Source organism: Sphingomonas sp. ACRSK, assembly GCF_022346685.1.
Lineage (GTDB): Bacteria > Pseudomonadota > Alphaproteobacteria > Sphingomonadales > Sphingomonadaceae > Sphingomonas > Sphingomonas molluscorum.
The window spans coordinates 131,911-155,261 of sequence record NZ_JAKRNR010000005.1; the positions used below are offsets into that span (position 1 = coordinate 131,911).

22 protein-coding genes and 1 pseudogene are annotated in these 23,351 nt (G+C 68.6%); 16 read left to right on the plus strand and 7 right to left on the minus strand.

All coding sequences use genetic code 11. From position 1 onward, the window contains the following. Positions 1-12: 12 nt before the first annotated feature. The 4 genes from MHZ35_RS04520 to MHZ35_RS04535 all read left to right on the plus strand — a co-directional run bounded on the left by MHZ35_RS04520 (position 13) and on the right by MHZ35_RS04535 (position 2,576). Positions 13-165, plus strand: coding sequence for a hypothetical protein (locus MHZ35_RS04520; protein WP_239434562.1), 153 nt, complete (start codon positions 13-15; stop codon positions 163-165). A 31-nt stretch (positions 166-196) separates the two neighbouring features. Next, on the plus strand, positions 197-520 hold the full coding sequence (locus MHZ35_RS04525; RefSeq protein ID WP_129340266.1) for a phosphoribosyl-ATP diphosphatase: 324 nt from the start codon (positions 197-199) through the stop codon (positions 518-520). 19 nt (positions 521-539) lie between these two features. Continuing rightward, a complete protein-coding gene (locus tag MHZ35_RS04530) occupies positions 540-917 on the plus strand; it encodes a histidine triad nucleotide-binding protein (protein ID WP_239434563.1) in 378 nt (125 codons plus the stop codon). 105 nt (positions 918-1,022) lie between these two features. Then, entirely contained in the window at positions 1,023-2,576 is a 1,554-nt protein-coding gene (locus MHZ35_RS04535; RefSeq protein WP_239434564.1) for an amino acid permease, read from the plus strand. Positions 2,577-2,649: 73 nt separating this feature from the next. Here the strand turns inward: MHZ35_RS04535 and MHZ35_RS04540 are convergent, their stop codons facing one another. Then, the gene (locus MHZ35_RS04540) at positions 2,650-3,648 is read right to left on the minus strand and encodes an adenosine kinase (RefSeq protein ID WP_239434565.1); all 999 of its coding nucleotides are present in this window, start codon (positions 3,646-3,648) and stop codon (positions 2,650-2,652) included. 103 nt (positions 3,649-3,751) lie between these two features. Here MHZ35_RS04540 and MHZ35_RS04545 point away from each other — a divergent pair, with 103 nt between their 5' ends. Both MHZ35_RS04545 and MHZ35_RS04550 read left to right on the plus strand, forming a co-directional pair. Further along, entirely contained in the window at positions 3,752-4,435 is a 684-nt protein-coding gene (locus MHZ35_RS04545) for an EI24 domain-containing protein (RefSeq protein ID WP_239434566.1), read from the plus strand. Beyond that, the gene (locus MHZ35_RS04550; RefSeq protein ID WP_239434567.1) at positions 4,432-4,809 is read left to right on the plus strand and encodes a hypothetical protein; all 378 of its coding nucleotides are present in this window, start codon (positions 4,432-4,434) and stop codon (positions 4,807-4,809) included. The genes MHZ35_RS04545 and MHZ35_RS04550 overlap by 4 nt, the downstream gene beginning before the upstream one ends. Positions 4,810-4,985: 176 nt before the next feature. On the opposite strand, the gene queG is transcribed toward MHZ35_RS04550, so the two are convergent. Continuing rightward, positions 4,986-6,104 carry a tRNA epoxyqueuosine(34) reductase QueG gene (gene queG, locus MHZ35_RS04555; protein WP_239434568.1) on the minus strand — a complete coding sequence of 373 codons (1,119 nt, stop codon included), beginning with the start codon at positions 6,102-6,104 and terminating at the stop codon, positions 4,986-4,988. Positions 6,105-6,225: 121 nt separating this feature from the next. Here queG and MHZ35_RS04560 point away from each other — a divergent pair, with 121 nt between their 5' ends. Genes MHZ35_RS04560 through msrB form a run of 3 tightly spaced genes read left to right on the plus strand, consistent with a single transcriptional unit; the run spans position 6,226 to position 8,933 of the window. Beyond that, on the plus strand, positions 6,226-7,167 hold the full coding sequence (locus MHZ35_RS04560) for an ABC transporter ATP-binding protein (protein ID WP_239434569.1): 942 nt from the start codon (positions 6,226-6,228) through the stop codon (positions 7,165-7,167). Continuing rightward, positions 7,164-8,393: an ABC transporter permease gene (locus tag MHZ35_RS04565; protein ID WP_239434570.1), complete on the plus strand. Its 1,230-nt coding sequence runs from the start codon at positions 7,164-7,166 to the stop codon at positions 8,391-8,393. Before MHZ35_RS04560 ends, MHZ35_RS04565 begins: the two co-directional genes overlap by 4 nt. A gap of 51 nt (positions 8,394-8,444) precedes the next feature. Continuing rightward, a complete protein-coding gene (msrB, locus tag MHZ35_RS04570) occupies positions 8,445-8,933 on the plus strand; it encodes a peptide-methionine (R)-S-oxide reductase MsrB (RefSeq protein ID WP_239434571.1) in 489 nt (162 codons plus the stop codon). Between the two features lie 83 nt (positions 8,934-9,016). Here the strand turns inward: msrB and MHZ35_RS04575 are convergent, their stop codons facing one another. After that, the gene (locus MHZ35_RS04575) at positions 9,017-9,556 is read right to left on the minus strand and encodes a CHAP domain-containing protein (protein WP_239434572.1); all 540 of its coding nucleotides are present in this window, start codon (positions 9,554-9,556) and stop codon (positions 9,017-9,019) included. Positions 9,557-9,840: 284 nt separating this feature from the next. Between MHZ35_RS04575 and MHZ35_RS04580 the strand changes: the two genes are divergently transcribed. Together MHZ35_RS04580 and MHZ35_RS04585 are read left to right on the plus strand one after the other, a co-directional pair. Next, positions 9,841-10,275 (plus strand): hypothetical protein, encoded by a 435-nt coding sequence (locus MHZ35_RS04580; RefSeq protein WP_239434573.1) that lies wholly within the window; start codon positions 9,841-9,843, stop codon positions 10,273-10,275. 148 nt (positions 10,276-10,423) lie between these two features. Then, positions 10,424-10,975, plus strand: coding sequence for a hypothetical protein (locus MHZ35_RS04585; RefSeq protein ID WP_239434574.1), 552 nt, complete (start codon positions 10,424-10,426; stop codon positions 10,973-10,975). A 9-nt stretch (positions 10,976-10,984) separates the two neighbouring features. On the opposite strand, the gene MHZ35_RS04590 is transcribed toward MHZ35_RS04585, so the two are convergent. The 3 genes from MHZ35_RS04590 to MHZ35_RS04600 are packed head-to-tail and all read right to left on the minus strand — an operon-like array spanning position 10,985 to position 13,651. Continuing rightward, on the minus strand, positions 10,985-12,142 hold the full coding sequence (locus MHZ35_RS04590; protein ID WP_239434575.1) for a winged helix-turn-helix domain-containing protein: 1,158 nt from the start codon (positions 12,140-12,142) through the stop codon (positions 10,985-10,987). Between the two features lie 40 nt (positions 12,143-12,182). Then, positions 12,183-12,911: an extensin-like domain-containing protein gene (locus MHZ35_RS04595; protein ID WP_446741010.1), complete on the minus strand. Its 729-nt coding sequence runs from the start codon at positions 12,909-12,911 to the stop codon at positions 12,183-12,185. Then, a complete protein-coding gene (locus MHZ35_RS04600; protein WP_239434583.1) occupies positions 12,908-13,651 on the minus strand; it encodes an NUDIX hydrolase in 744 nt (247 codons plus the stop codon). Before MHZ35_RS04600 ends, MHZ35_RS04595 begins: the two co-directional genes overlap by 4 nt. Positions 13,652-13,836: 185 nt before the next feature. Here MHZ35_RS04600 and MHZ35_RS04605 point away from each other — a divergent pair, with 185 nt between their 5' ends. Further along, positions 13,837-14,838: a polysaccharide pyruvyl transferase family protein gene (locus MHZ35_RS04605; protein ID WP_239434576.1), complete on the plus strand. Its 1,002-nt coding sequence runs from the start codon at positions 13,837-13,839 to the stop codon at positions 14,836-14,838. Between the two features lie 36 nt (positions 14,839-14,874). Here the strand turns inward: MHZ35_RS04605 and MHZ35_RS04610 are convergent, their stop codons facing one another. Beyond that, positions 14,875-17,568 (minus strand): glycosyl hydrolase 115 family protein, encoded by a 2,694-nt coding sequence (locus MHZ35_RS04610; protein WP_239434577.1) that lies wholly within the window; start codon positions 17,566-17,568, stop codon positions 14,875-14,877. Between the two features lie 177 nt (positions 17,569-17,745). Here MHZ35_RS04610 and MHZ35_RS04615 point away from each other — a divergent pair, with 177 nt between their 5' ends. The 4 genes and pseudogenes from MHZ35_RS04615 to MHZ35_RS04630 form a co-directional block, all read left to right on the plus strand. Further along, positions 17,746-18,006, plus strand: a complete 261-nt coding sequence (locus MHZ35_RS04615; protein ID WP_125959875.1) for a hypothetical protein — start codon at positions 17,746-17,748, stop codon at positions 18,004-18,006. 637 nt (positions 18,007-18,643) lie between these two features. Further along, complete coding sequence (locus MHZ35_RS04620; RefSeq protein ID WP_239434578.1) at positions 18,644-21,679, plus strand: TonB-dependent receptor domain-containing protein; 3,036 nt, start codon at positions 18,644-18,646, stop codon at positions 21,677-21,679. A gap of 493 nt (positions 21,680-22,172) precedes the next feature. Then, the gene (locus MHZ35_RS04625; RefSeq protein ID WP_239434579.1) at positions 22,173-22,862 is read left to right on the plus strand and encodes a hypothetical protein; all 690 of its coding nucleotides are present in this window, start codon (positions 22,173-22,175) and stop codon (positions 22,860-22,862) included. A 39-nt stretch (positions 22,863-22,901) separates the two neighbouring features. Next, a pseudogene (locus tag MHZ35_RS04630) lies at positions 22,902-23,351 on the plus strand (transposase); the annotation flags it as partial.

The window sequence follows — 23,351 nt, forward strand, 5'->3', positions numbered from 1 at the left end:
CCGCTCCTCCTCATGCCCCTGCCTGCCCTTGCCGCCCACACCGGCGTCGCGGCAGAGCGCACCGGCTTCGCGCCCTCCGACGTGGCGCTGTTCCTCGTCGCCGCCGCCGGCCTCTGGATTGCCCGGCGCGCCCTGCGCGCGCGTCGCAGGCCGCCGCGGGATTGACTTGGGCGCGGCGCACGGGAAAGCGGGCGCGATGGCAGACACCGACCCGCTCGACCAGCTTCAGGCCGTGATCCGCACCCGTCTGGGCGGCGATCCCGCGACCTCCTATGTCGCCAAGCTCCACAGCCGCGGCCGTGCCAAGATCGCCCAGAAGGTTGGCGAGGAGGCGGTGGAGACGGTGATCGCGGCCATCGCCGACGATCGCGAGGGACTGGTGTCCGAGTCCGCCGACCTCCTCTTCCACCTGCTGGTGCTGCTCGCCGACGCCGGCCTGTCGCTCGACGACGTGCGCGCCGAACTCCACCGGCGCGAAGGCCTGTCGGGGATCGCCGAAAAGGCCGCCCGCCCCCGCTGACGCGCAAAGGACCGCTCCCATGCCGATCGACGCCACGCTTCCCTACGACGACAGCAACATCTTCGCGCGGATCCTGCGCGGCGAGATCCCGGCCAAGCGGGTCTATGAGGACGATTTCGCCCTCGCCTTTCACGACATTTCCCCGCAGGCGCCTACCCATGTGCTGGTGATCCCCAAGGGCGCCTATGTCTCCTGGGACGATTTCAGCGCCCGCGCACCCGATGCCGAGATCGCTGGCTTCGTCCGCGCGGTCGGCCATGTCGCGCGCGAGCACGGGCTGGTGGCGCCTGGCTACCGCCTGCTCGCCAACGTCGGCGGCCATGGCGGGCAGGAAGTGCCGCACCTCCACGTCCATCTGTTCGGCGGCCAGCCGCTCGGGCCGATGCTGGCGCGTTGAGCAAGCCCCTGCGCCACCACAGGGATTCGCCTTGCGCGCACTCGATTTAGCTTTACGCTCCACACTTTCGCGGCTGCGAAACGAACCGGTTCAGGGGAAAACCGCATGATCTTCGGGCGCGTCAAACCACTCGACGCCATTCTAGCGACTGCCGAGAAAAAGTCGCTCCATCGCTCGCTCGGCGCGCTGCAGCTCACCCTGCTCGGCGTCGGCGCCATCATCGGCACGGGTATCTTCGTGCTCACCGCAGAGGCCGCGCAGAAAGCCGGCCCCGGCATGATGATCTCCTTCGTCATCGCAGGCGCCGTCTGTGCCGTCGCCGCGCTCTGCTATTCCGAGCTCGCCTCGATGGTGCCGGTCTCCGGCTCCGCCTACACCTACACCTATGCGGTGATGGGGGAGCTCCTGGCCTGGATGGTCGGCTGGGCGCTGATCCTCGAATATGCGGTGGCGGCCTCGGCCGTGTCGGTCGGCTGGTCCGGCTACTTCGTCGGCCAGCTGGGGGGCTGGTTCGGCATCACCCTGCCGCAAGAGATCATCGCCGGCCCCTATGCCGGCGGCATCATCAACCTGCCCGCGGTCGTGATCGCGCTGCTGATCACCGGCCTGCTGGTCGTCGGCACCAGCGAGAGCGCCAAGGTCAATGCGGTGCTGGTCGCGATCAAGGTGACGGCGCTGACCGCCTTCATCATCCTCTCGCTGCCCGTCATGCAGATGGAGAACTTCGAACCCTTCATGCCGCAGGGCTGGGGCGACGGCTCGGGCGCGGGCGTGATCGGCGCCGCCGCGTCGATCTTCTTCGCCTATGTGGGCTTCGACGCGGTCTCGACCGCGGCCGAGGAGACCAAGAACCCGCAGCGCAACGTGCCGATCGGCCTGATCGGAAGCCTCGCGATCTGCACCGTCTTCTACATGCTGGTGGCCGCCGGCGCGATCGGCTCGCCGATCGGTTCGCAGCCGGTGACCGCGGCCGACGGCAGCTGGCTCGCCCCGGGCTCGACCGAGCTCGCCGCCCGCTGCGCCGCGATCAGCGCGGCTGCTGCCGAGCCGCTGTCCTGCTCCAAGGAAGCGCTCGCCCACGTCCTGCGCCAGATCGGCTACCTCAACGTCGGCAACCTGATCGGCCTCGCCGCCTTCCTGGCGCTGCCGTCGGTCATCCTGGTGATGATCTATGGCCAGACGCGCATGTTCTTCGTGATGGCGCGTGACGGCCTCCTCCCGGAGAAGCTGTCGACGATCCACCCGAAGTGGAAGACGCCGCACGTCATCACCATCATCACCGGCCTGAGCGTGACCTTTGCGGCGGCGTTCCTGCCGGTCGGCAAGCTCGCCGACATCGCCAATGCCGGCACGCTGTTCGCCTTCTTCATGGTGGCGATCGCGGTGATGCGCCTGCGCAAGACCGAGCCGACCCGCCGTCGCCCGTTCCGCGCACCGCTGCTCTTCGTGGTGGCGCCGCTCACCATGATCGGCTGCGTGGTGCTCTACTGGTTCCTGCCGCCGGATGCGAAGCTGGTGCTGCCGGGCTGGGGCGCGATCGGCCTGGTGCTCTACTTCGCCTATGGCTTCCGCAAGAGCCACCTGGGTCGTGGGCTCGTCGATGTGCCCGAGCACACCGCCTATGAGGAGGTCGACCCTCCCGTCCCCGGCACCCGCTGAGGCCTACCAACAAGAAGGGCCGGAGGATCGCTCCTCCGGCCCTTTCTTTGCCTTCGCGACGTTTGCCGCGGGTTCAGCGGAGCTTGTCGGCGATCAGCTTCTTGAGGTCGACGTTCGGGCGCGCGCCATAGTGGGAGATGATCTCCGCCGCGCAGATCGCCCCCACGCGGAGCGAGTCCGTGACGCTGCTGCCCTGTGCCTGGCCATGGAGGAAGCCGGCGGCGAACAGGTCGCCCGCACCGGTCGTGTCGACCACGGCCGCGACCGGCTCGGCCGGCACCGCGACCCGCTCGCCGTCCACGATCGCGATCGCGCCGCGCTCGCTGCGCGTCACCACCAGGGTCGGCACCTGCGGCGCGACCTTGGCGACGGCATTCTCGAAATCGTCGTCCTGGGCCAGCGCCAGCAGTTCGTTCTCGTTCGCGAACAGGATGTCGATCATGCCCTCCGCCAGCAGCGTGCGGAAATCGTCGCCGTGGCGCGATATGCAGAACACGTCCGACAGGGTGAAGGCGACCTTGCGGCCGGCCCCACGCGCAACCTCGATCGCCGCGCGCATCGCCTGGCGCGGTTCCTCCGGATCCCAGAGATACCCCTCCAGGTACAGGATCGCCGCATCGGCGATCATCTGCCGGTCGAGCGCCGCCTCGGGCAGGAACTGCGAGGCGCCCAGGAAGGTGTTCATCGTGCGCTGGCCGTCCGGCGTCACGAAGATCAGGCAGCGCGCGGTGGTCGGGTCGCCCGCTCGCGCCGCGGTATCGAAGCGGATGCCGACCGCCTGCACGTCGTGCGCGAACACCTTGCCGAGCTGGTCGTCGGCGACCTGGCCGATGAAGCCGCACTTGCCGCCCAGCGCCGCGATACCGGCGACGGTGTTGGCTGCGGAACCGCCCGAAACCTCGCGGCCCGGCCCCATCTTGGCATAAAGCGCATCGGCCTCGGCGGGCGAGAACACCAGCTGCATCGAGCCTTTGTTCATGCCTTCTGCTTCCAGGAACGAATCTTCGGCCTGGGCGAGAATGTCGACGATCGCGTTGCCGATCGCGACAACGTCGTAGGTGGGTTCGGTCAAGTGAGTCTCCAATGCGGGATCCGCAAACGCCCTCGCGGTAAAGAGCAGCGTGCGTGCGTGCAACCGCGTTGACGCCGGCGCACGCGCCCCCCATTCCCCCGCCATGATCCGCGCCCTCCTCCTCTCCGTCGGCCAGCTCGGCGACCGGCGCATCCTGGCGGTGCTGGCGAAGTCGCTCGCGGTGACGCTGCTGCTGTTCCTGGTCGTCGCGGCGCTGTTCGCATTCGGCGCCCGCGCACTGGTGCGGGACGGCCTCCGCTGGGGAACCGGCGTCGGCGACCTCGCGGCCGCGGCGGCGGCGATCACGACCATCGGCCTCGGCTGGCTGCTGTTCCGCGCCGTGGCCATCGCCGTGACCGGCATCTTTGCCGACGACGTCGTCGCGGCGGTCGAGGCGCGCCACTATCCCGCCGCCCTCGCCAGCGCCCGGCCGGTCCCGTTCGCGCGCGGTGCCGCGATGGGGATCGGCTCGGCCGGCCGGGTGATCGGCGTCAACCTGCTGCTCGCGCCGCTCTACCTCCTGCTGCTGGCGACCGGCGTGGGTACGGCCGTCGCCTTCTTCCTGGTCAATAGCTGGCTGCTCGGCCGCGACCTGGGCGACATGGTGGCGGCACGGCACCTCCCCGCCCCGTCGATGCGCGCGTGGCGGCGCACCACCGCGGGCGGACGCCTGCTGCTGGGGTTTGCAGGCACCGGGCTGCTCCTGATCCCGTTCGTCAACTTCGTCGCGCCGGTGCTCGGCGCGGCCATGGCGACCCACTGGTTCCACGAAAGGCGAGGCAAATGAAGCGTTGGGCAGGATTGGCAATGCTGGGCATGGGGCTGGGCGGCTGCGCGACGGGGCCCAGCGTCGGCCCCGGCAACCTCCCCCCGCCCCCGCCGAGCGCCAGCTACAGCGCCGTGGGACTGGAGCGGATCCTGGGCCAGCCGGCGAACGCGCTCACCAAGCTGTTCGGCAAGCCCGACGCCGAGCTGACCGAGGGCGCCGGCCGCAAGATGCAGTTCGGCTCCGACATCTGCGTGCTCGACGCCTATCTCTACGCCCCGAAGGGCGGCGGCACGCCCGTCGTCACCTATGTCGACGCCCGCCAGCGCAACGGCGCCCCGATCGACCGCGCCAGCTGCGTCGCAGCCCTCGTCCGCCGCGAAGGCGGGCGGTAGGGCCCCTGCCACGACGCCCACCTCGTATCCCCGCGCAGGCGGGACCTCTGCGAAACTCTAACAGTGCTCCTGCGAAGGCAGGAGCCCAGGGTTCCAAGCACCGCAAGCCGCTGGTCTGCTTGGCCCTGGATTCCTGCCTGCGCAGGAATACGGGCCTGCCAAGTACGAACCGTCCCTCAGGCGCCCCACTCCGCCCGAACCTCCGCGTCCGCTTCCCCGGCCAGCCGCGCACCACGCTCGCCGGCAAAGCGCTCCGGATCCAGTCGCCCCAGCGCCCAGACCGCAGCCCCCCGCACCACCGGCGCCGGATCGTCCAGCAGCCGCGCGACGGGCGCCGCCAATCCCGGGTCGCCGCTGTTCCCCGCCGCCACCAGCACGTTGCGCACCATCCGGTCGCGCCCGATCCGCTTGATCGGCGATCCCGCGAACACCTGCCGGAAGCTCGGGTCGTCCAGCGCCATCAGCTCCGCGAGCCGCGGCGCCGCCAGTTCGGCGCGGGGCACGAACGCCTTGTTGGCCGCCGACGTCGCCGCAAACCTGTTCCACGGGCACACCGCCAGGCAATCGTCGCAGCCATAGATGCGATTGCCGATGCCGGGCCGCAGCGCCGCCGGGATCGGCCCCGCATGCTCGATCGTCAGATAGCTCACACACCGCCGTGCATCGAGCTGGTAGGGCGCGGGAAAGGCGTCGGTCGGGCACGCCCGCTGGCACGCGTCACACGATCCGCAGCTTCCCCCCGGACGCGCGTCGGGTGCCAGCTCCAGCGTGGTATAGATCGCCCCCAGGAACAGCCAGCTGCCGTGCTCCCGGCTCAGGAGGTTGGTGTGCTTGCCCTGCCAGCCGAGCCCTGCCGCCTCGGCGAGCGGCTTCTCCATCACCGGCGCGGTATCGACGAACACCTTGAGGTCGCACCCCGCTTCGTTCGCAAGCCAGCGGCCGAGCGCCTTCAGCGCCTTTTTCACCACGTCGTGGTAATCGGCGCCCTGCGCATAGACCGAGATCCGCCCGCGGTCCCCCACCCCGGCGAGCGCCAGCGGATCCCGCGCCGGCGCATAGCTCATGCCCAGCGCGATCACCGATCGCACCTCCGGCCACAGTCCCTGGGGCGAGCCGCGGTGGTGGGCGCGCTCCTCCATCCAGATCATGCTGCCGTGCCGGCCCGCCTCCAGCCACTCCCGCAGCCGGGCGGCCGTCTGCGGCGCGGCATCCGCGCGCGCAAAGCCGCAGGCCGCGAAACCGAGCTCCGCCGCCTTCTCTTGGATGCGCGATTCCAGGGACTTGTGCTGGTCCACGCCGCCCCGCTACCACGATGACGCGGCGCGCAGCACCCCTTGCGTGCGCCACGCGTTACGTCAGTGTGCAACAAGGGCAGCGCGTGGGGGGAATGACCTCGCCCGGCCGTACGGAGGTTGGATGGAGTCGAACGCTGCTGCCACGGGCCTGGCGCTGACTGCGAGTGGATTGGTCAAGCGCTTCGGCGGACGCCGCGTCGTCGACGGCATCGATCTTCAGGTCCCGACCGGCGCCGTCTATGGCGTGCTCGGCCCCAATGGTGCTGGCAAGACGACGACGCTGCGCATGCTGCTCGGCATCATCGAGCCCGACGCGGGCCACCGCAGCCTGCTTGGGCACGACGCGCCGCGCGATGCCTCCGATCGGGTCGGCTATCTGCCCGAGGAGCGCGGGCTGTACCCGGGCATGAAGGCCCGCGAGGCGATCGCCTTCATGGGGGCGCTGCGCGGGCTCGACTGGGCGACGGGTCGCAAGCGTGCGGCCGTGATGATGGAGCGCGCGGGCCTGGGCGACTCGGTCGACAGCAAGATCCGCAAGCTGTCCAAGGGCATGGCCCAGTTCGTGCAGCTCCTCGGCTCCGTCGTGCACGAGCCCGAGTTCCTGGTCCTCGACGAGCCCTTCTCCGGCCTCGATCCGGTCAACCAGGAGCGGCTCGAGGGGCTCGTCATGGCCGAGCGGGACCGCGGCGCCACCATTCTCTTCTCCACCCACGTCATGGCCCATGCCGAGCGGCTGTGCGACCGCCTGGCGATCATCGCCGGCGGCAGGCGCCGGTTCGAAGGCACGGTGGCGGAGGCGCGCGGCACGCTGCCGATGCGCGCCCATTATGTGCCCCATCACCCCGGCGACGGCATCGCCGCGCTGCTGCCGCCGGACGCGCGGCGCGATCGCCAGGGCGACGGCTGGACCTTCTCAGTGCCGGACGAGGGCGTGGAGCAGACGCTCAGCCGCCTCATCGCCGGCGGCTTCGGCATCGCCGGCCTCTCGATCGAACGCCCGGGGCTCCACGACGCGTTCGTCCGCATCGTCGGCAAGGCTGCGGCCGAAGGAACTCCCGCATGAGCAATCTTCGCCGCATGCTGCGCCAGACGCTGACGATCGCCCGCCGCGACTTCATTGCGACTGTGCTGACCCCCACCTTCCTGATCTTCCTGCTGGCCCCGATGCTGTTCGCCAGCTTCGGCGCGCTCGGCAGCCTCGGCGCACGCGCAGTCGGTGAGAGCGGCGAGGACCGCGAGCGGCTCTACGCCATCGCCGTCCCGGCCGATGGCGCCCGCTTCCTGGCGGCCGATCGCCTCGCCCGCGGCTTCCTCTCGCAGGAGACGCTGCCGCCCGTGCTGGAGGTGGTGACCCCGGATGCCGACCCCGCAGCGCAGGCGCGCAAGCTCCTCGCCCAGCAGGACCGCGACGTGCCGGCGGTGCTCTATGGCGCGCCGGAGCAACCGCATATCGTCCACGGCAATGCCGTCTCGCGCGGCTCCAAATATCTCGCCATGCTGTCCGAACAGGTCGCGCGCGACGGCCGCGCCGGCCTCACCGGCCCGATCAGCCAGCCGCGCTTCGAGCAGGTGGCGCGGGAGACCAGCACGATCGGCGGCAAGAACACCGCGGCCGGCTTTGCCGTGATCGCGCTGTTCGCCGTCACGCTGATCCTCGCCAGCCAGGCGGTCGGCACCATGGCGGAGGAACGCTCCAACAAGGTGATCGAGGTGCTCGCCGCCGCCGTGCCGCTGGAGGCGGTCTTCCTCGGCAAGCTGATCGGCATGTTCGGGGTCGCGGTGTTGTTCGTGCTGTTCTGGGGCACGCTGATCGGCAACGTCGGCGCCCTCCTGCCGAGCAGCGAGGCGGCGACGCTTGCGGGCCTCGCGCCGGCGGTCGGGCTGCCGACCTTCGCGCTGCTGTTCGCCGTCTATTTCGCCGCCGCCTTTCTGCTGCTCGGCGCGGTGTTCCTCGGTATTGGCGCGCAAGCGTCCACCCCGCGCGAAATCCAGATGCTGTCGCTGCCGCTGACGCTGTTCCAGATGGGTATGTTCGCGCTGTCGCTCACCGCCGCCGGCAAGCCGCACAGCTGGATCGCCACCTTCGCGGAAGTCTTCCCCTTCAGTTCGCCCTTCGCGATGGCCGCGCGCGCGGCGAACCGGCCGGAGCTCTGGCCCCATCTGCTCGCGATCGGCTGGCAGGTCCTCTGGGTGGCGCTGACGATCACGATCGGCGCACGGCTGTTCCGCCGCGGCGTGCTGCAGTCCGCGGGTCCCAAGTTCCGCTGGGCCACGCTGCTCCGCCGCTAAGTAGTTGGGGCGGCTGGAATCCACGCGGCCGCCGCCCCATCTTCCCGGCTGATGACACAACCCCTTCTCGATCGCCGCCGCCTGCTCGGTCTGGTCGGCCTGGGCGGCACCGCGCTCGCGATCGGCGTTTCCGCTGAGGCAGCGCCGCCTGCGCCGTTCAAGCTCAGCGACGCCCAGTGGCGCGCCCGCCTCACCCCCGCGCAATATCATGTGCTGCGCGAGGAAGGCACCGAGCGCGCCTACACGAGCCCGCTCAACAAGGAGAAGCGCGCCGGCGTCTTCGCCTGCGCCGGTTGCGGCCAGCCGCTCTTCACCTCCGCGACCAAGTTCGAGAGCGGCACCGGTTGGCCCAGCTTCTGGGCGCCGATCCGAGGCGCGGTGATGACGCGGTCGGATCGGTCGCTGTGGATGGCACGCACCGAGGTGCGCTGCGCCCGCTGCGCCGGTCACCTCGGCCATGTGTTCGACGACGGCCCCAAGCCCACGGGCAAGCGCTACTGCATGAACGGCGTCGCGATGGTGTTCCGCCCGAAGGCGTGACGCCGCCGCGCTGGGCTGGAATCAGAAGCGGCCCGTTTCCACCGAAGGAAACAGGCCGCTTCTGTTTGGGGGTAGGCAGGCGATCAGTCGACCAGCGCGGTGATGCCCTTGCCGATGTTGTTGCCGCCGCTGGCGATCTCGACGGTGCCGAGCGTTTCGGTCTGCGGCGCCCGGCCCGAATAGATGAAGCCGTTGGTCACGTAGGACGAGGTGCCGAGGCCGCCGACCGGACCGAACCACACCCGCACTTCGCTCCAGTCGCCGGCGGGCGAAACATCCACTGCGCGCACGTCGCGCTCGATGCCGCCGCGGCGCGACCAGTTGGCGTGGGTCAGCAGGACCTCGCGGTCGCTCACCACCTTGGAGACCATCGCGACATGTCCCATCCGCATGCGGCGGCTGGCTTCGAACGACAGGACCGCGCCTTCCTTGGGGGTGTTGCCGCGCTCGTACTTGCCGGCGGCCTGGTTCCACCAGGTGTTGGCATTGCCGTGGATGTCGATGCCGGAAATCTCGCGGGCATAGGGGGCGCACTGCCAGAAGCGTGCCTGTGCCGGAACCGTGGTCAGCAGGCAAAACGATACCGCCAGCGCGCAACGCGCTGCAAAAGCCCGGAAATTCATGGACCCCCCAAAGGTCGTTGAAGCTCGTGTCAGCGTGTGAAGCAGGATTTTTTCACGGGCGAAAGATCATGCACCTCGTCGACGGAACCTTTTCCGACGAAGCGTGTTTAGGCGTCGGTGGTTGCCCGGCGGAAGGTCCGTCGCGGCCCCGACTGTCCTGCGGGATGGCTGATTTCGCGGCCTTTTTCTGCGTGCCTGCCGCATCGGCATCGTCGGCGCAGGTCCCTTCGGTGCGGCGAATCGCCGTCGTTCCCGCCCGCGCCCATCCCGTCTAGAAGAGGCCGATGCGACCCTGGTTCTTCGCCGCGCTGCTGCTCGCCGGCTGCAACAACAGTCCGCTTCCCGAGGAGGATTTCCGCCCCGCGGCTGAGCAGACGAGCGCACCACTCTCGCCTGGCACCAGGCCAGTCCGGATCGGCGAGCAGGGGCCGAGCTTCGCCGCCTGCGGCATCGGCGGCGACGTGATCGCGCCGACCATCCCCGTCCGCGCGGCGCCGTTCGAAGAGGCAGCAGTCATCGACGCGATCGAGAAAGGACGCACGCTGTTCGTCTGCACCCGCTCGATCGACCAGCGCTGGCTGGGCGTGGTGGTGCCGCCGGCCGCGGCACCCCAGGAAGGGTGCGGCGTCAGCAGTCCCGTGGGCAGCCGCCGCCCCTATGAAGGCGCCTGCCTCTCCGGCTGGGTTCCTGCTGCCGCAGTTCGCGCCCGCGCCCGCTAAGGCCCCTCCCCTCGGTTCGTCGCAACCTTTGTTGCGCTGCAACAGATTTCATGGTCCGTTCGTTGGCACGCGCCGGATCGGTTCAGCATGCTGTTAACCGCCGCCCGGCAGAATGACGGGTGATGGAGCACGTTCGGGAGCGAGATCGATGGGCGCAAGGATGAAGCCGGCCGAAGGCGCGATGACCCTGGCCGAGATGAAAGAGTTCGCAGGCTTCAGCGCCGCGACCCAGCGCTACATCCGCCGCTCGCTCGATATCGGCCTCGACCGTCAGGACGCGATGGAGCGCTGGTCGCGCGACGTGGTCGAGGCGGCCAGCATCCGCGCCCAGGCACGGCTCTACGATCGCCTGCCCGAAGTCCGCGCGCTGGTCCCCGACGACAGCGGCCTGGAAGCCGTCGAACCCTTCATGGCCCCGCTCCTGGTCGTGACCGCGTTCGATCTCGGCCAGGGCCGCCTCACCTCCTTCTCCGCCTATCGCTTCCTCTATGAGCGCCTCCTGGGCGCAGAGGCGCGGCCGTGGCTCCCGTCCGCCTTCTGCGCGTCGGCGGCACTGCCCCACCTCCACCCCGAGCTGCGTCGCAAGCTGCTCCAGTCGATCAGCGAAGCCGCCGCCACCGCCTCGGGCTGGTCGCTGCGCCAGCCGGCCTTCTTTCCGGCCTGGGTGGAAAAGGTCGATCAGCGCTCGCTGCCGAACTGAGCGGCCGGCTCACACCACGGGAGGGTCGGAGACCCTGAGGCCCAACCATCCCGCCAGCCGCTGCAGTTCGCCGCCCAGCGCCTCCGGCGTAGCGGCCGGTGCGTTCGGCTCGATGCTCGCCTGCTGCACGACCAGCGTCCCGCTCCTGCGGTCCGCCTTCAGGTCGACGCGCGCGACCAGCGCACCGTCGAGCAGGAACGGCAGGACGTAATAGCCATGCTCGCGCTTGTGCGCGGGCGTGTAGATTTCGAGGCGGTAGCGAAAGTCGAACAGGCGCTCGGTCCGGTCGCGGTTCCACACGAGCGGATCGAACGGAGACAGCAGCGCCGGCCCATTCGCCCGCCGACCCGCCCGCGCGTCGCAATGGAGATAGGCCTGCTGGCGCCAGCCACGCACCCGCACCGGCACGATCGTCCCCTCCTCGACGAGCTCGGCGATCGGCTGCGGGGCGTCCGCAGCGGGGACCCGGTAGTAATCGCGCAGATCCCCTGCGGTCGCGATACCGAGCGCCCGCGCCGATCGCGCCAGCAGTTCGCGCCGCGCCTCCGCTCCGGTCGGCGTAGGCTGGTCGAGGATGGCACGCGGCAGCACGCGCTCCGGCAGATCGTAGACGCGCTCGAAATTGCCGCGCCGATGCGTCGCCGCGACCAGGCCTGCCCAGAACAGCCATTCAAGGGCGTGCTTGCCCTCGCTCCACACCCACATACCCTTGGCCCGCGCCTTGCCGGCCAGATCGGAGGCCGCGAGCGGCCCTTCGCTGGCGATGCGGGCGAGCAGCATCTCGGCCTCGGCCCGCCGCGGGCCGGCGAACGGCTCCAGTTGGCGCCATACGCCCCTGCCGGCGCGCGCCCGCGCCATCCGCCAGCGCAGCAGCGGGTGGCAGTCGATCGGCAGCAGCGATGCCTCGTGCCCCCAATATTCGAAGAAGCGCTTGGGGCGCTCCGCCATGATCCCGTCGAGCAGTGCCCGATCATAGGCGCCCAGCCGCGAGAACAGGGGCAGATAGTGCGCGCGGGCCAGGACGTTGACGCTGTCGATCTGAAGCAGGCCGAGCTTCGCGATCGTCCGGCGCGCCCGTGCCGAACCGACGTCGCCGTCCCGGTCGCGCGCGTTGAACCCCTGCGCGGTGAGCGCGATCCGCCGCGCTTCTGCAACCGAGAGCTCCACCGTCAGAACCGGCCTCCCCTCGGCGTCGCGCGGCAAGATTTTACCGGCACGCCCGCCATCCCATCGCCCCCCGCCGCGCCTGGTCCAGGTGGAGGTGATCGCGGTGCGCGGCGTTGTAGTCGGGCGACAGCACGGTCGAGAACAGGTCGCAGGCGCCATCCCGCACCTCGCGCAGGAAGGCGGCGCGCTCCCCGTCGCCCTTCCAGTCGCCGACCACCGTCACCCGTTTGCCGTTCGCCAGCACGAAGCCGGCGACGTCCAGCGCGTTGGCCGCGGCATGCTCGCTCCAATCCCCGCTCGATCGGCCGTACATGCGCCGGCAGTTGTAGCTTCCGAAATGCTCGATGCGCACGACCGCGCTGTCGAAGTGCCGGCGCGCGGCAGGCTGCACCACCTGCCACTCCCACATCGCAAGCGCGGCCGCGACCGGGCAGGACGTGCCCAAGTCGCGCGGCGCAAAGCGGATCGCGCGCGCGCCTCCCGCCGTCAGCCGCGCGCCGTCGGCATAGCCGCACTGGCCCGACACCAGCGGCGCGAGCGGCAGATAGTGCACGCCCGCCTGCTCCAGAAGCTGTCGGCACTTGGGAAAATCGTCCGCAAGCCCGGCCAGCTTGCGCCCGGTGAACATCCCTACCGGCTCGCTCAGGTCGAGCGGCCGCCACGGCAGGTCCTGCGGACGGTTGCGGACCAGCGCATAGAGCGCAAAGCCGATCGCGAGCAGCACCAGCCCCCAGAGGATCGCCCGCGTCGCCTGGCGCACGCGGTTCACCGGCGCTGCGCTTTGGCCAGCGGCTCGGCGGTGACGGGATAGCCGAGGTCGTCGGGAATGCAGAGCTGGTCGACGCCGTCGCGCCGCTCGATCCAGGGGGTGATGGTGCGCACCGGATAGGCGGCCGCATGCGCCGCCGCCGCCGCGAAGCTCCCCAGCATCGCCAACCGCTCGAGCACCCGCCGCGTCGGAAAGATCAGGTGCGCGCGGCCTGCCTCCGCATCCGCCAATACCTGCGCGGCGCTCGCCCAGAAGGCGCGCGCCGTCTCGGTCCCGTCTTCCACGGGTGTCGGCGCATCTTCGGGCGCCGCTGCTAGGAAGAAGTGCGTGTCGAACAGCCGCGCGACCAGCCGCTCCGGCTGCCAGCGCGCAAAGGGCACCAGCCGCTCCGGTGCGATGCGATGGCGTCCCAGCACCGCGGACAGCGGCTCGCCCGCATGCAGCCGCGCCCGCATCGCCTGGAGGTCGCCCGCGCCCGGCTGTGGCTCCAGCCCTACCGCCAGCCCGACCTCCTCGATCGTCTCGCGGATTGCCGCCGCCTTCGCCGCCAGCGCCGGATCGCCAAGCTCGCTCGCCAGCGCCACGTCGCCTGGGTCGATGCGGCCGCCGGGGAAGACCAGCGCACCGCCCGCAAACGCCATCTGCGCGGCCCGCTCCACCATCAGCAGCTCCGGCGCGCCCGGTGCGTCGCGCATCACGATCAGCGTCGCGGCGGGGATCGGCTGGGGCAGGTCGGGCATGATGGGCAGCGTCTTCTTGAGGGCGCCGGCGCGGCCGATCCGCCTATCCACGGGAGCGGTCGGCGAGGCAAGCGCCTCCGGGATGGAAGCAATCCGCACGCCCTCACAGAGGGCCCGCGCAGGGACCGGACCATAACGGTGCGGCCATCTTGCCTGTTCCGGCCAGCCTGCGACCACCTGTGCCCATGGATGCGATGTTCGAGCGGGTGGAGGAATTGGCAGAGCGGGTGCGGCACACCGTCACCCCGCTCGCCGACCTGTCGGGCGGCTACGCGCTGCTGGACTTTCCGGATTATTCCAACGTGGGCGACAGCCTGATCTGGCTGGGGGAACTCGCCTTTTTTGATCGCGCGGCCGCGCAGCCGCCCGGCTATGTGAGCACCATCCACGCTTTCGATCTCGACGCGCTGCTCCGCCGCGTACCGGAAGGGCCGGTGTTCCTGAGCGGCGGCGGCAACTTCGGGGACCTGTGGCCACGTTTCCAGCAGTTCCGCCGCATGCTCCTGGCCGCTCTGCCCGGCCGGCCGATCGTCCAGCTACCGCAGACGATCCACTTCGCCGACCCCGAGCAGGTGCGCCTGACGCGGGAGGCGATCGCCGCGCACGGCAACTTCACCCTCCTGGTGCGCGATCGCGCCAGCCTCGCCTTTGCGGAGGCCGAACTCGGCTGCCCCGCCGAACTCTGCCCGGACATGGCCTTTTGCCTGGGCAGCCTCTCGCGCCCGGCGCTTCCGGTCCACGACATTGTCTACCTCTTGCGGACCGACCAGGAGCGCAGCGCCGGGCGCGGCGTGCCGGAACTGCCCCGCGACACGCTGCTCGTCGACTGGATCCACGGCACCCGCGCGCCCAGCCGCTGGGATCGCGCCGTCGCGCGGCTCGGCCGCACCGCACGGATGCTTGCCGGTGGGGAGCCCGACTATCGCCGCTTCCGCGCCCGCGCGCGCTCGGAGCTGGAGCGCGGCCGCGCGCTGCTCGGCTCGGGCGACGCGGTGGTGACCGACCGGCTGCACGGCCACATCCTCAGTGTGCTGATGGGCATTCCCCACGCGGTCCTTGACAACAGCTATGGCAAGGTTCGCGGCTTCGCCGAGCTATGGACCGGCGACCTTCCCGGTGTCGCCGTATGCGAGACGCTGGACGACGCCACCGCCCACGCGCTCGCAACCCTGCGGGAGATCGCCTGACGGCGGGCGGCTTCCCCACCGCCCACCCTCCCCAACCTAGGCCCGGCGCCGCCGCCGTCTTCCCGACGCGCCGGGTGCCGGCAGGCTGTCGTTTCCGCCACCGCCATGCGCCCGCACCGGAACAGGACCCAGATAGCTCGGTGGCACCGGCACGGTGCTCAGCACCAGCTTCTGGAGCACGACATTGTCGTCGATCCGCCAGACCCGTACGACGTGCCGGCCCGGAGAGACCGGCCCCAGGTCCGCGGACAGCCGGACCGCATTGTCGCGCACGGCCTGCGCCCAGCGCTCCTTGCCCGGCGTATCCTCCGGACCGCCCGTCGCCTCCAGCCGCGCCTGCAGCACCTGCACCGCGGCGCCGTCCAGCGACACGCCGATCCGGACGCCACTGCCGCCGCTCGTGTCGAGCGTGGGCGCAAGGAAGAGCGTCACCTGCGCCGGCCCGCCCTTCTCCACCGTCACGTCATATTCTAGGCTGACGCCATCCTGTTGGGTGGTCGCCGCCTGCCCTTGGGGAAGCGCAACCAAGGCACCCGCCGTACGGCCCAGGTTCGGGATCACCGTCCAGCGCATCCCCTTGCCGTCCCGCGCGCGGCTGAACGCCGGCGCCTCGATCGCGATCACGCCTTCGGGCGCGCCCCCCGGCGCCACGAAGCGCGGCTGCGGCCGGCGCCGGTCGTTCGGCGTATCGGCAGCGACCCGCGTGATGCTCGGCATGGTCTGCTGCGTGGGGTCGTTCCAGATCACATAGCTCATGTGGATCTGGGCCATCATGCCGTCCCACTTGCCGCCGTTGATGCTGTGATAGCGTTGGGTGAGCGCACCGTCGCGGCGGAACGTCGCCTCGACCTGGTCGGCGAAGTAATTGGCCCGCGCGTCGTTCTTGGACGCCAGCAGCTTGTTCCACGCCGCGGCATAATAGAGGCGATAGAGGTTCGCCATCGCCGCGATCGGGAACTCGACGATCTGGTAATAGGCGTCCAGCTGCTCCGCGCCCAGTTGCGATCGCGTATCGAGCATGCGCGCTTCCAGCGCATCCCATTCCGCAACGATCGTGCCGAACTCGCCGCCGTCCAGCCCTTGCGGGGTGATGCCGCCGAGCGGGAAGCTGTGCGGATCGATCAGCTCGGGTTTCCGCCGCGCGGCATATTTGCTGTAGCGGGTGAGCAGGTCGCCGATCGCCGGCCCATGCGTGGCCCCGAACGTCGCCGTCGCCCAGTCCTCGGGATAGGCAGCGAGCGCCGCGGGCGTCATCGCCTCCGGGTCCCACGCCATGTCCAGGAAGAAGCTCAGCGGATATTCCATCGGCTTGATGTCGCCGACGTTGACGATCCACATCGTCCGCACGTCGCGCCGATAGGCGAGATCCATCTGCTGCCAGACCTTCTCGATCTGGCTGGTGTTGATCCACTTGTAGTTCCGCGGACCGCCCACATAGTCATAGTGGTAATAGATGCCGTATCCACCGCGTCGCGGCGCTGCGCCCACATCGGGAAGCCTGCGGATCTGCCCCCAATTGTCGTCGGAGAACAGCAGGGTGACGTCGTCCGGCACCTTCATGCCGTGGTCGTAATAGTCCTGCACTTCCTTGTAGAGCGCCCACACCTGCGGCGTTTCGCTGGCGGGCTTGCCCGTCACCTCGGCGATGATCGCACGCTGGTCCGTCACGACCCGCTCCAGCAGCGGGATGGCCGTCCCCTCGCCCATCGCCTCGTCGCCGTCGCCGCGCATGCCGACCGTCACGACCGATTCATAGCCGCGGCCGTCGCCCTTCGACATCATCCGCTCGATGCCGCCCCGCCAGAAGCGACGCAGGTTCTCGGTATTCTTGGTATAGTCCCAGGCGCCGCCGGTGACGCCCTGCTCCTTGTTGCGGTGCCATTCGTCATGGGCGCGCAGCATCGGCTCGTGGTGGGAATTGCCCATCACCACGCCCATCGCATCGGCCAGCACCATGTTCTGGGGATCATCGGCCGCAAACGCCCGCGGCGCCCACATGGCGGGCCACAGGTAATTGCCCTTCATGCGCAGCAGCAGCTCGAAGACGTGCGCGTACATCTTCGAATTGACGCCGCCGAACTTCTTGGCCGCCCAGCCGCTGAGTGCCGGTGCCTCGTCGTTGATGAAGAAGCCGCGATAGCGCACCTTGGGCTGGTCGCGCCGCGCGCCTGCGGGAATGGAGACCTCGCGCCGGCGCCGCACCGGCACGTCGGCGAACCAATGCCAGGGCGACACGCCGATCCGTTCGCACAGGTCATAGGTCCCGAACGCCGCCCCCCGCCGGTCGGAACCAACGACGACCAGAGCGCGCGGAACGCCTGGCAGCGGGTCGTCCACCACGATCTGGCGAAACGCCTCCCACTCGCCGCGCAGGTCCGCCGCGTCGATCTTGCCCGCGGCCGCAAGCGCGTCGAGCATCGGGCTCTGGCCGAGCACCCCGATCAGCACCGCCAGGCCGCGCAGGCCGGCCATGTCGCCTTCGATCAGCCGCGCGCGATTGCCGCTCACCCGCTCCAGGTCGGCAGCGAAGCTTCGGGCGGCGTGGCCGACGGCGGAGTCTGCCTGGGCATCGATCACCACGGCGGCCGGCACCCCACCCGCGATCAGCGGAAACGCGCCCTGGCCCGCCTGGGCACTGCGCGCCTCGGCATGCACCGGCCCCGGAAGCGAGCCGAGTGCCAGGGCCCCGACGCAGGCGGCGCCGCCCATCAGGCTTCGCCGAGTCACCATCATCCCTGCACGCACCACAACATCTTCTCCCTCAAGCCACGGCACGACCTTCTCACCGGCGTCGCATCCGCATTTGGTATCGCTATCATGCCGCTTGTACGAAGAGAAGCCGGTCGCACGACCCCTTGTTGCCCGCTGCGACTTGGGCCGGAGCGAAGCTTCGGCTAAGGCTCGACCATGGATTTCGACCAGCTCCTCATCCGCTTCTTCGGCTCGGCCGACATCGCCGCCCTCTCGCCGGGTCAAATCGCCGACGGCGCCGATCGGCTGCGGCTCGAATTCGGCCTGGAAAAGGACAGCGGTCGCCGCTTCGCGCTGTGGTGCCTGATGTACATGCTGGGAATCGCGCCCGACCTTGACGCCTTCGAGGATGAGGCGGACCGCGAAGCCGCACGCGACTTCATGGACGCGGTCGACCAGGAAGCCGAAGAGGACTAAGCTTCCGCGTCTGGCGAAAGGCCGACTTCCGTCCGCCGCACAGACGCCTGCTGACAGCCAGCTCCAGTCCCGTCGACGCCTGTTCTTGGCTTCGAAGCGTCGCCATCCCGTTTTCGGCAGATGGCGCGCCGCTTCGCCGTGGAAGTTCATGCCGCTGGTATCACAGCGCTGCGCTCCGGCTGCCGCAAAGTCGGACCACAGCTTCCGAACCAGCCCTCTTTGGTCTCGCCGCCGCTCTCATTTCACCGGAAAACATTGCTCGGTACATGTAGGACCGCTTCGATTTTTTGCGTCCGCAAGCGACCAACGTCGGCGCCCTCCCGCCATCCCTTTCTGCCCCAGCAGGAGGAGCCCTCCCGTTTCTCAAGCACCGGGCCCGTAAAAGAACTGCATAGTACAATAATACCAATCGTCACGATCGGTATTGTCTAGATGAAACCTTTGTGACAGCATCGTAACACTGGTGCTCGGGGGCACGATTCACAGCCGGCAGGACGCGGCGCGCAGAACGCGTGCCGGGGAACTGATCGCACGTGCGGCATGCACGTGCGGCCGACGACCAGGACTGAAACGGGGGAAGACAATGCTGTTCAAGGGATTGCTGGCCACAAGTTGCTGCGTGGCCGCGCTGGTTTCCATGCCTGCTTCCGCGCAGGTCCTTGCCGACACCACCGACGCCGCGACGCAGGACGCGCCGGTTTCGATCGGCGACCCGGTCGCCTCCGCCAAGCTGGCCGCGGACAGTGCTCGCGACGACACTGCCAGCAGTGACGAGAGCGGCAACGTGATCGTCACCGGCACGCGCATCCAGCGCCCGAACAACCACTCGGCAGCCCCGATCGTCACCACCACTGCGGCAGAAATTGCGGCCCAGGGTGCGACCACGATCGAGGAAGTGCTCAACCGCCTGCCGCAGGTGCAGGTGAACTCCGAGCAGAACTTCAGCGACTCCGAAGGGCGCCAGCGCATCAAGCTGCGCAGCCTCGGCTATGAGCGCACCCTGACCCTGATCGACGGCATGCGTGTCGGCCTCGCCAACACGATCGACGTCGGCATCATCCCGACCGCGCTGGTCGAGCGCATCGACGTGCTCACCGGCGGCGCCTCGTCGGTCTACGGCTCGGACGCGGTGTCGGGCGTCGTCAACTTCATCCTCAAGAAGAACTTCGAAGGCGTCCGCCTCGATGCCAACTACAGCTTCTTCAACCACCACAATCGCGCCAATGCCGTGACGGACGCGGCCGAGCGCGCCGGCTTCAACGGCGTGACCGGCATGACCAACGATGGCGGCCGCGCCGAGATCAACCTTTCGGCAGGCGCCAACCTGTTCGACAACCGCGTCAACATCACCGGCTTCGTCGACTATCGCCAGTCGGAACTGGTACGGCTGCGCGACCGCTCGTTCAGCCAGTGCGAAGTGGTGATGCCGACCAACGACGCGCAGCTCTCCTGCTCGCGCGCCAGCTTCACCCCCGCCGGCACCATCATCCCGCAGGCCGGTCCGAACGCCGGCCAGATCCTGGTCAACAACCCGAACGGCAACGGCACCTTCATCCCGATCAACAGCGGTCCGGCCGGCAGCTCGGCCAACCCCTATGACGACTGGGCCTTCCAGCGTCCGTTTGACCGCATCAACGCCGGCGGCTTCCTCACGGCGCAGATCACCGACCACGTCGAGCTCTACAGCACCGTGCTCTACTATCGCGACAAGTCGTACAACACGCAGCTCAACCGCACCTTCAACTTCGGTGCCTATGGCACCGATCCGTTCCGGGTGAACTGTGACAACCCCTTCCTGTCGGGCTCGCAGGCACAGGTGCTGTGCGGCGAGAACGCTGGCGTCGCGGGCCAGTACGCGCCGATCGACGTGCGCTACCGCTTCGACGGCCTGCCGCTGGTGGAGCAGGAGTTCACCAACGAAGGCTATCGCATCGTCGCCGGCCTGCGCGGGCGCGTGTTCGACGACGTCTGGTCCTATGACGTGGCCGGCATGATCTCGCGCGCGAAGCTCAAGACGATCGACGTGCCCTTCGCGCAATATGCGAACATCAACCGCTCGCTCGACGTCGTGAACGTGAACGGCACGCCGACCTGCCGCTCGGTGGTCGACGGCACGGACCCGAACTGCGTCCCCTTCAACGCGTTTGCGCCGTTCAACACCGACATGGCGACCAACGAGTATCTCTTCGGCGGCGCGACCGGCGGCATCCTGACGCGCGTCCCGCGCCTGCTGCAGTTCGTCGGCACCGTCACCGGCGACCTCGGCAAGTACGGCGTCACCTCGCCGTTTGCCGAACAGGGCATCGCGATCGCGATCGGCGCCGAATACCGCGAGGAGATGGAACGCACGACCGTCAACGAGATCTTCCAGCAGAACAACGGCTACGGCGAGAACCAGCGCGTCACCCAGAACATCCTGGAGGGCAACGTCGAAATCCAGGCGCCGCTCGTCGAGCACCAGTCCTGGACCGAGCTGCTCCAGCTCAACGCCGGCTATCGCCAGTCGAAGTACAACCGCCTCGACGGCAGCTTCGGCACCTGGAAGGTCGAAGGCATCTGGTCGCCGATCAGCGACATCACGCTGCGCGCGTCCTACAACAAGTCGCAGGCAGCGCCGGGCGTGGGCGCGGCAGCGGGCGCGGCCAACGTCTTCTGGAACCAGGGCTTCTACGCCGATCCGTGCGCGCCGCGCGTCAATCCGGCGAACCCGAACGGCCCGCGCCTGGCACCGTCCGCGACGATCGAGCAGTGCCGCAACACCGGCCTTGCCGACAATCTCTACGGCAGCGCGACGCTGATCTGCCCGGACGATCGCTGCACCGTGCGGGAGGGTGGCTTCAACCTCACGCCGGAGACCGCCTACACCACGACCTTTGGTGTGGTGCTGCGCCCGCGCTTCCTGCCGGGCCTCACGGTGTCGATCGATCGCTGGCTGATCGACCTCAAGGATCAGCTCGATTTCCTGCAGCCGCAGAACCTGCTCGCCGAGTGCCTCACCACCGGCAACGACTATTTCTGCCGCGGCGTCGTGCGCAATCCGGACGGCACGCTGTCGAGCTCGCCGGCCACCAGCCCGTCGACCGGCTGGGTCGCGCGCGGTGCAGCGAACGGCTACCGGTCGCAGTCGCATGGCTGGGATTTCCAGGGGCAGTACGACCTGAGCCTGGGGACTGCCGGGCGGCTGGACTTGAGCTTCAACGGCACGCTGATGACGCTCGTCGGCTCCCAGTCGTCGCCGACCGTCGAACCGCGCGATTGCACCGGCTATTGGGGCAACCTGTGCGGCGAGAGCATGCCGAAGTGGGCGCACCAGTTCCGCACCACCTGGACGTCGCCGGATCGCACCGCCAGCGTCTCGCTGAACTGGCGTCATCGCGGCGCCATGCCGCTCGACGTCTATGCGCCCGCCGACACCGGCATTCCGGAGCAGCCGGCGAGCGCGCGTCGCGACCAGTATCCGGGTATCGACGCCTACAACTGGTTCGACCTGGCGTTCAGCTTCGACATCAGCAAGCAGATGACGCTCCGCCTCGCGGCCAACAACATCTTCGACAAGGATCCGCCGATCGTGCCCGACAGCCGCTCGCGGATCGGCCTGCTGCGCGGCAACACGATCATGGGCTACGACCTGCTCGGTCGCCAGCTCGTCGCCGGTGTGTCCGTGCGGATGTAACCCAGACGACGGCCGCCCCCCGGAAGATCGCTTCCGGGGGGCGCTCGCCCAAGATCGCGCCTCGCCGCACGACGCGGCCCCTCTCCCTCGATCGCACGGCAGCAGCGCTTCGCCCGGAAACCGCAGCGCCAGTCCGCCAGTCGCAAGAAGCGCTCGACCTGAGCCGGTCCGACGCATGACCGCTAACGGTTCTCACTACGAGAAACTCAACGCCAGCTGCTGAAAGAGGAAGAGCGTGGGTCGATCTTCCTACAGGAAGTGTCCCAAGCAGGCTCCACGTACACCGCTCACCAAGACGCTTTCGCCTCAGTCGCCGCCGTTATCCTGCTGGAAGTGCCTCTAGGAAGGTGGTGCCGCACAGAGGCCAAAGATGGGCACTCAAATCACTGGAGAATTTGTGTCAATCGTCGCAAAGGGGGCCGCTAAACAAGGGAAGACAGTGGCCCTGCGTTGTGGCAATCACGGACGACACACTGGTGATCAAGAGCATTGAATGGGCATCTCATTTGATCGCGACCGGCGGATCGCAGGCTACCGAACGTCGACCTTCAAGAACGCTTTGGCAGGCTACCTTCGGACGGAAAGCCCAGCCCGCTTGATTGATCTCAAAAGCGTCTTTCCTCACCGAAGGGACGGCGCGATCGTTTATGAGGAGTGCCTCGATCGTGGTTTGATCGATCGCGCCTCCGGGGAAGTTACCGAAGCTGGACTGACGCTCGTCAGATCGAAGATGGTAGCACGGACTCCGCTGGAAAAGGCGAAGAGGGTGCTCGATGAATTTCTTGAACGGGTAGATCAGCTTAATCACGATCCGGAAGCCATCAGCAGGGTAGACGAAGTTTGGCTGTTCGGAAGTTTGATGAGAGAGGAAGCTGCGGTCGGCGACATTGATATTGCCATCGCACGTTCAAGGTCGGACCGCTTCCCAAATCTCGACGCGCAGGTGTGTCAGGCCAAAGCGCTTCTGGCGAACTTCCCTGATGCGCCATCCCGTTGGAGGTGGCCGTGGGACCGGGTCGATTGGCTCTATGGAAGAGCAGTCTTCGGCGCTCGTCGGCATCCTCTGCTAGCCGGTGCGAAGGACGGAATGGACGATCTGGCTTCGCTCGGAGTGCCATGCAAGCTGATATACGATCGTGTCCGCCGTCAGCACCAATGGCACAGATTTGAGGTTGTGATTTAAGGAGGATCTGGGCTTCGTCGTAGTGACGAAGGAACGAAGATGAAGCCCAGATCCTCCAATGTAAAATCGCCCGCCAAGGCCCCAGCAGAGCGGGTAGTGAAGGACATCCGCCGACAGACCCGGCGCCACTTTTCGGCCGAGGACAAGATCCGCATCGTGCTGGATGGCCTGCGCGGGGAAGACAGCATCGCCGAGCTATGCCGCAAGGAAGGCATTGCCCAGAGCCTGTATTACACCTGGTCGAAGGAGTTCATGGAAGCTGGCAAGCGCCGCCTGGCCGGCGACACCGCCCGTGCCGCGACCACCGGAGAGGTCCAGGACCTGCGCCGCGAAGCCCGGGCCCTGAAGGAATGCGTGGCCGATCTGACACTGGAAAACCGTCTGCTCAAAAAAAGCATGGTCGCGGATGGGGGCAACGACGAATGAGATATCCCGCATCCGAGAAGCTCGAGATCATCAGAACCGTCGAGCAGTCGCACCTGTCGTCGA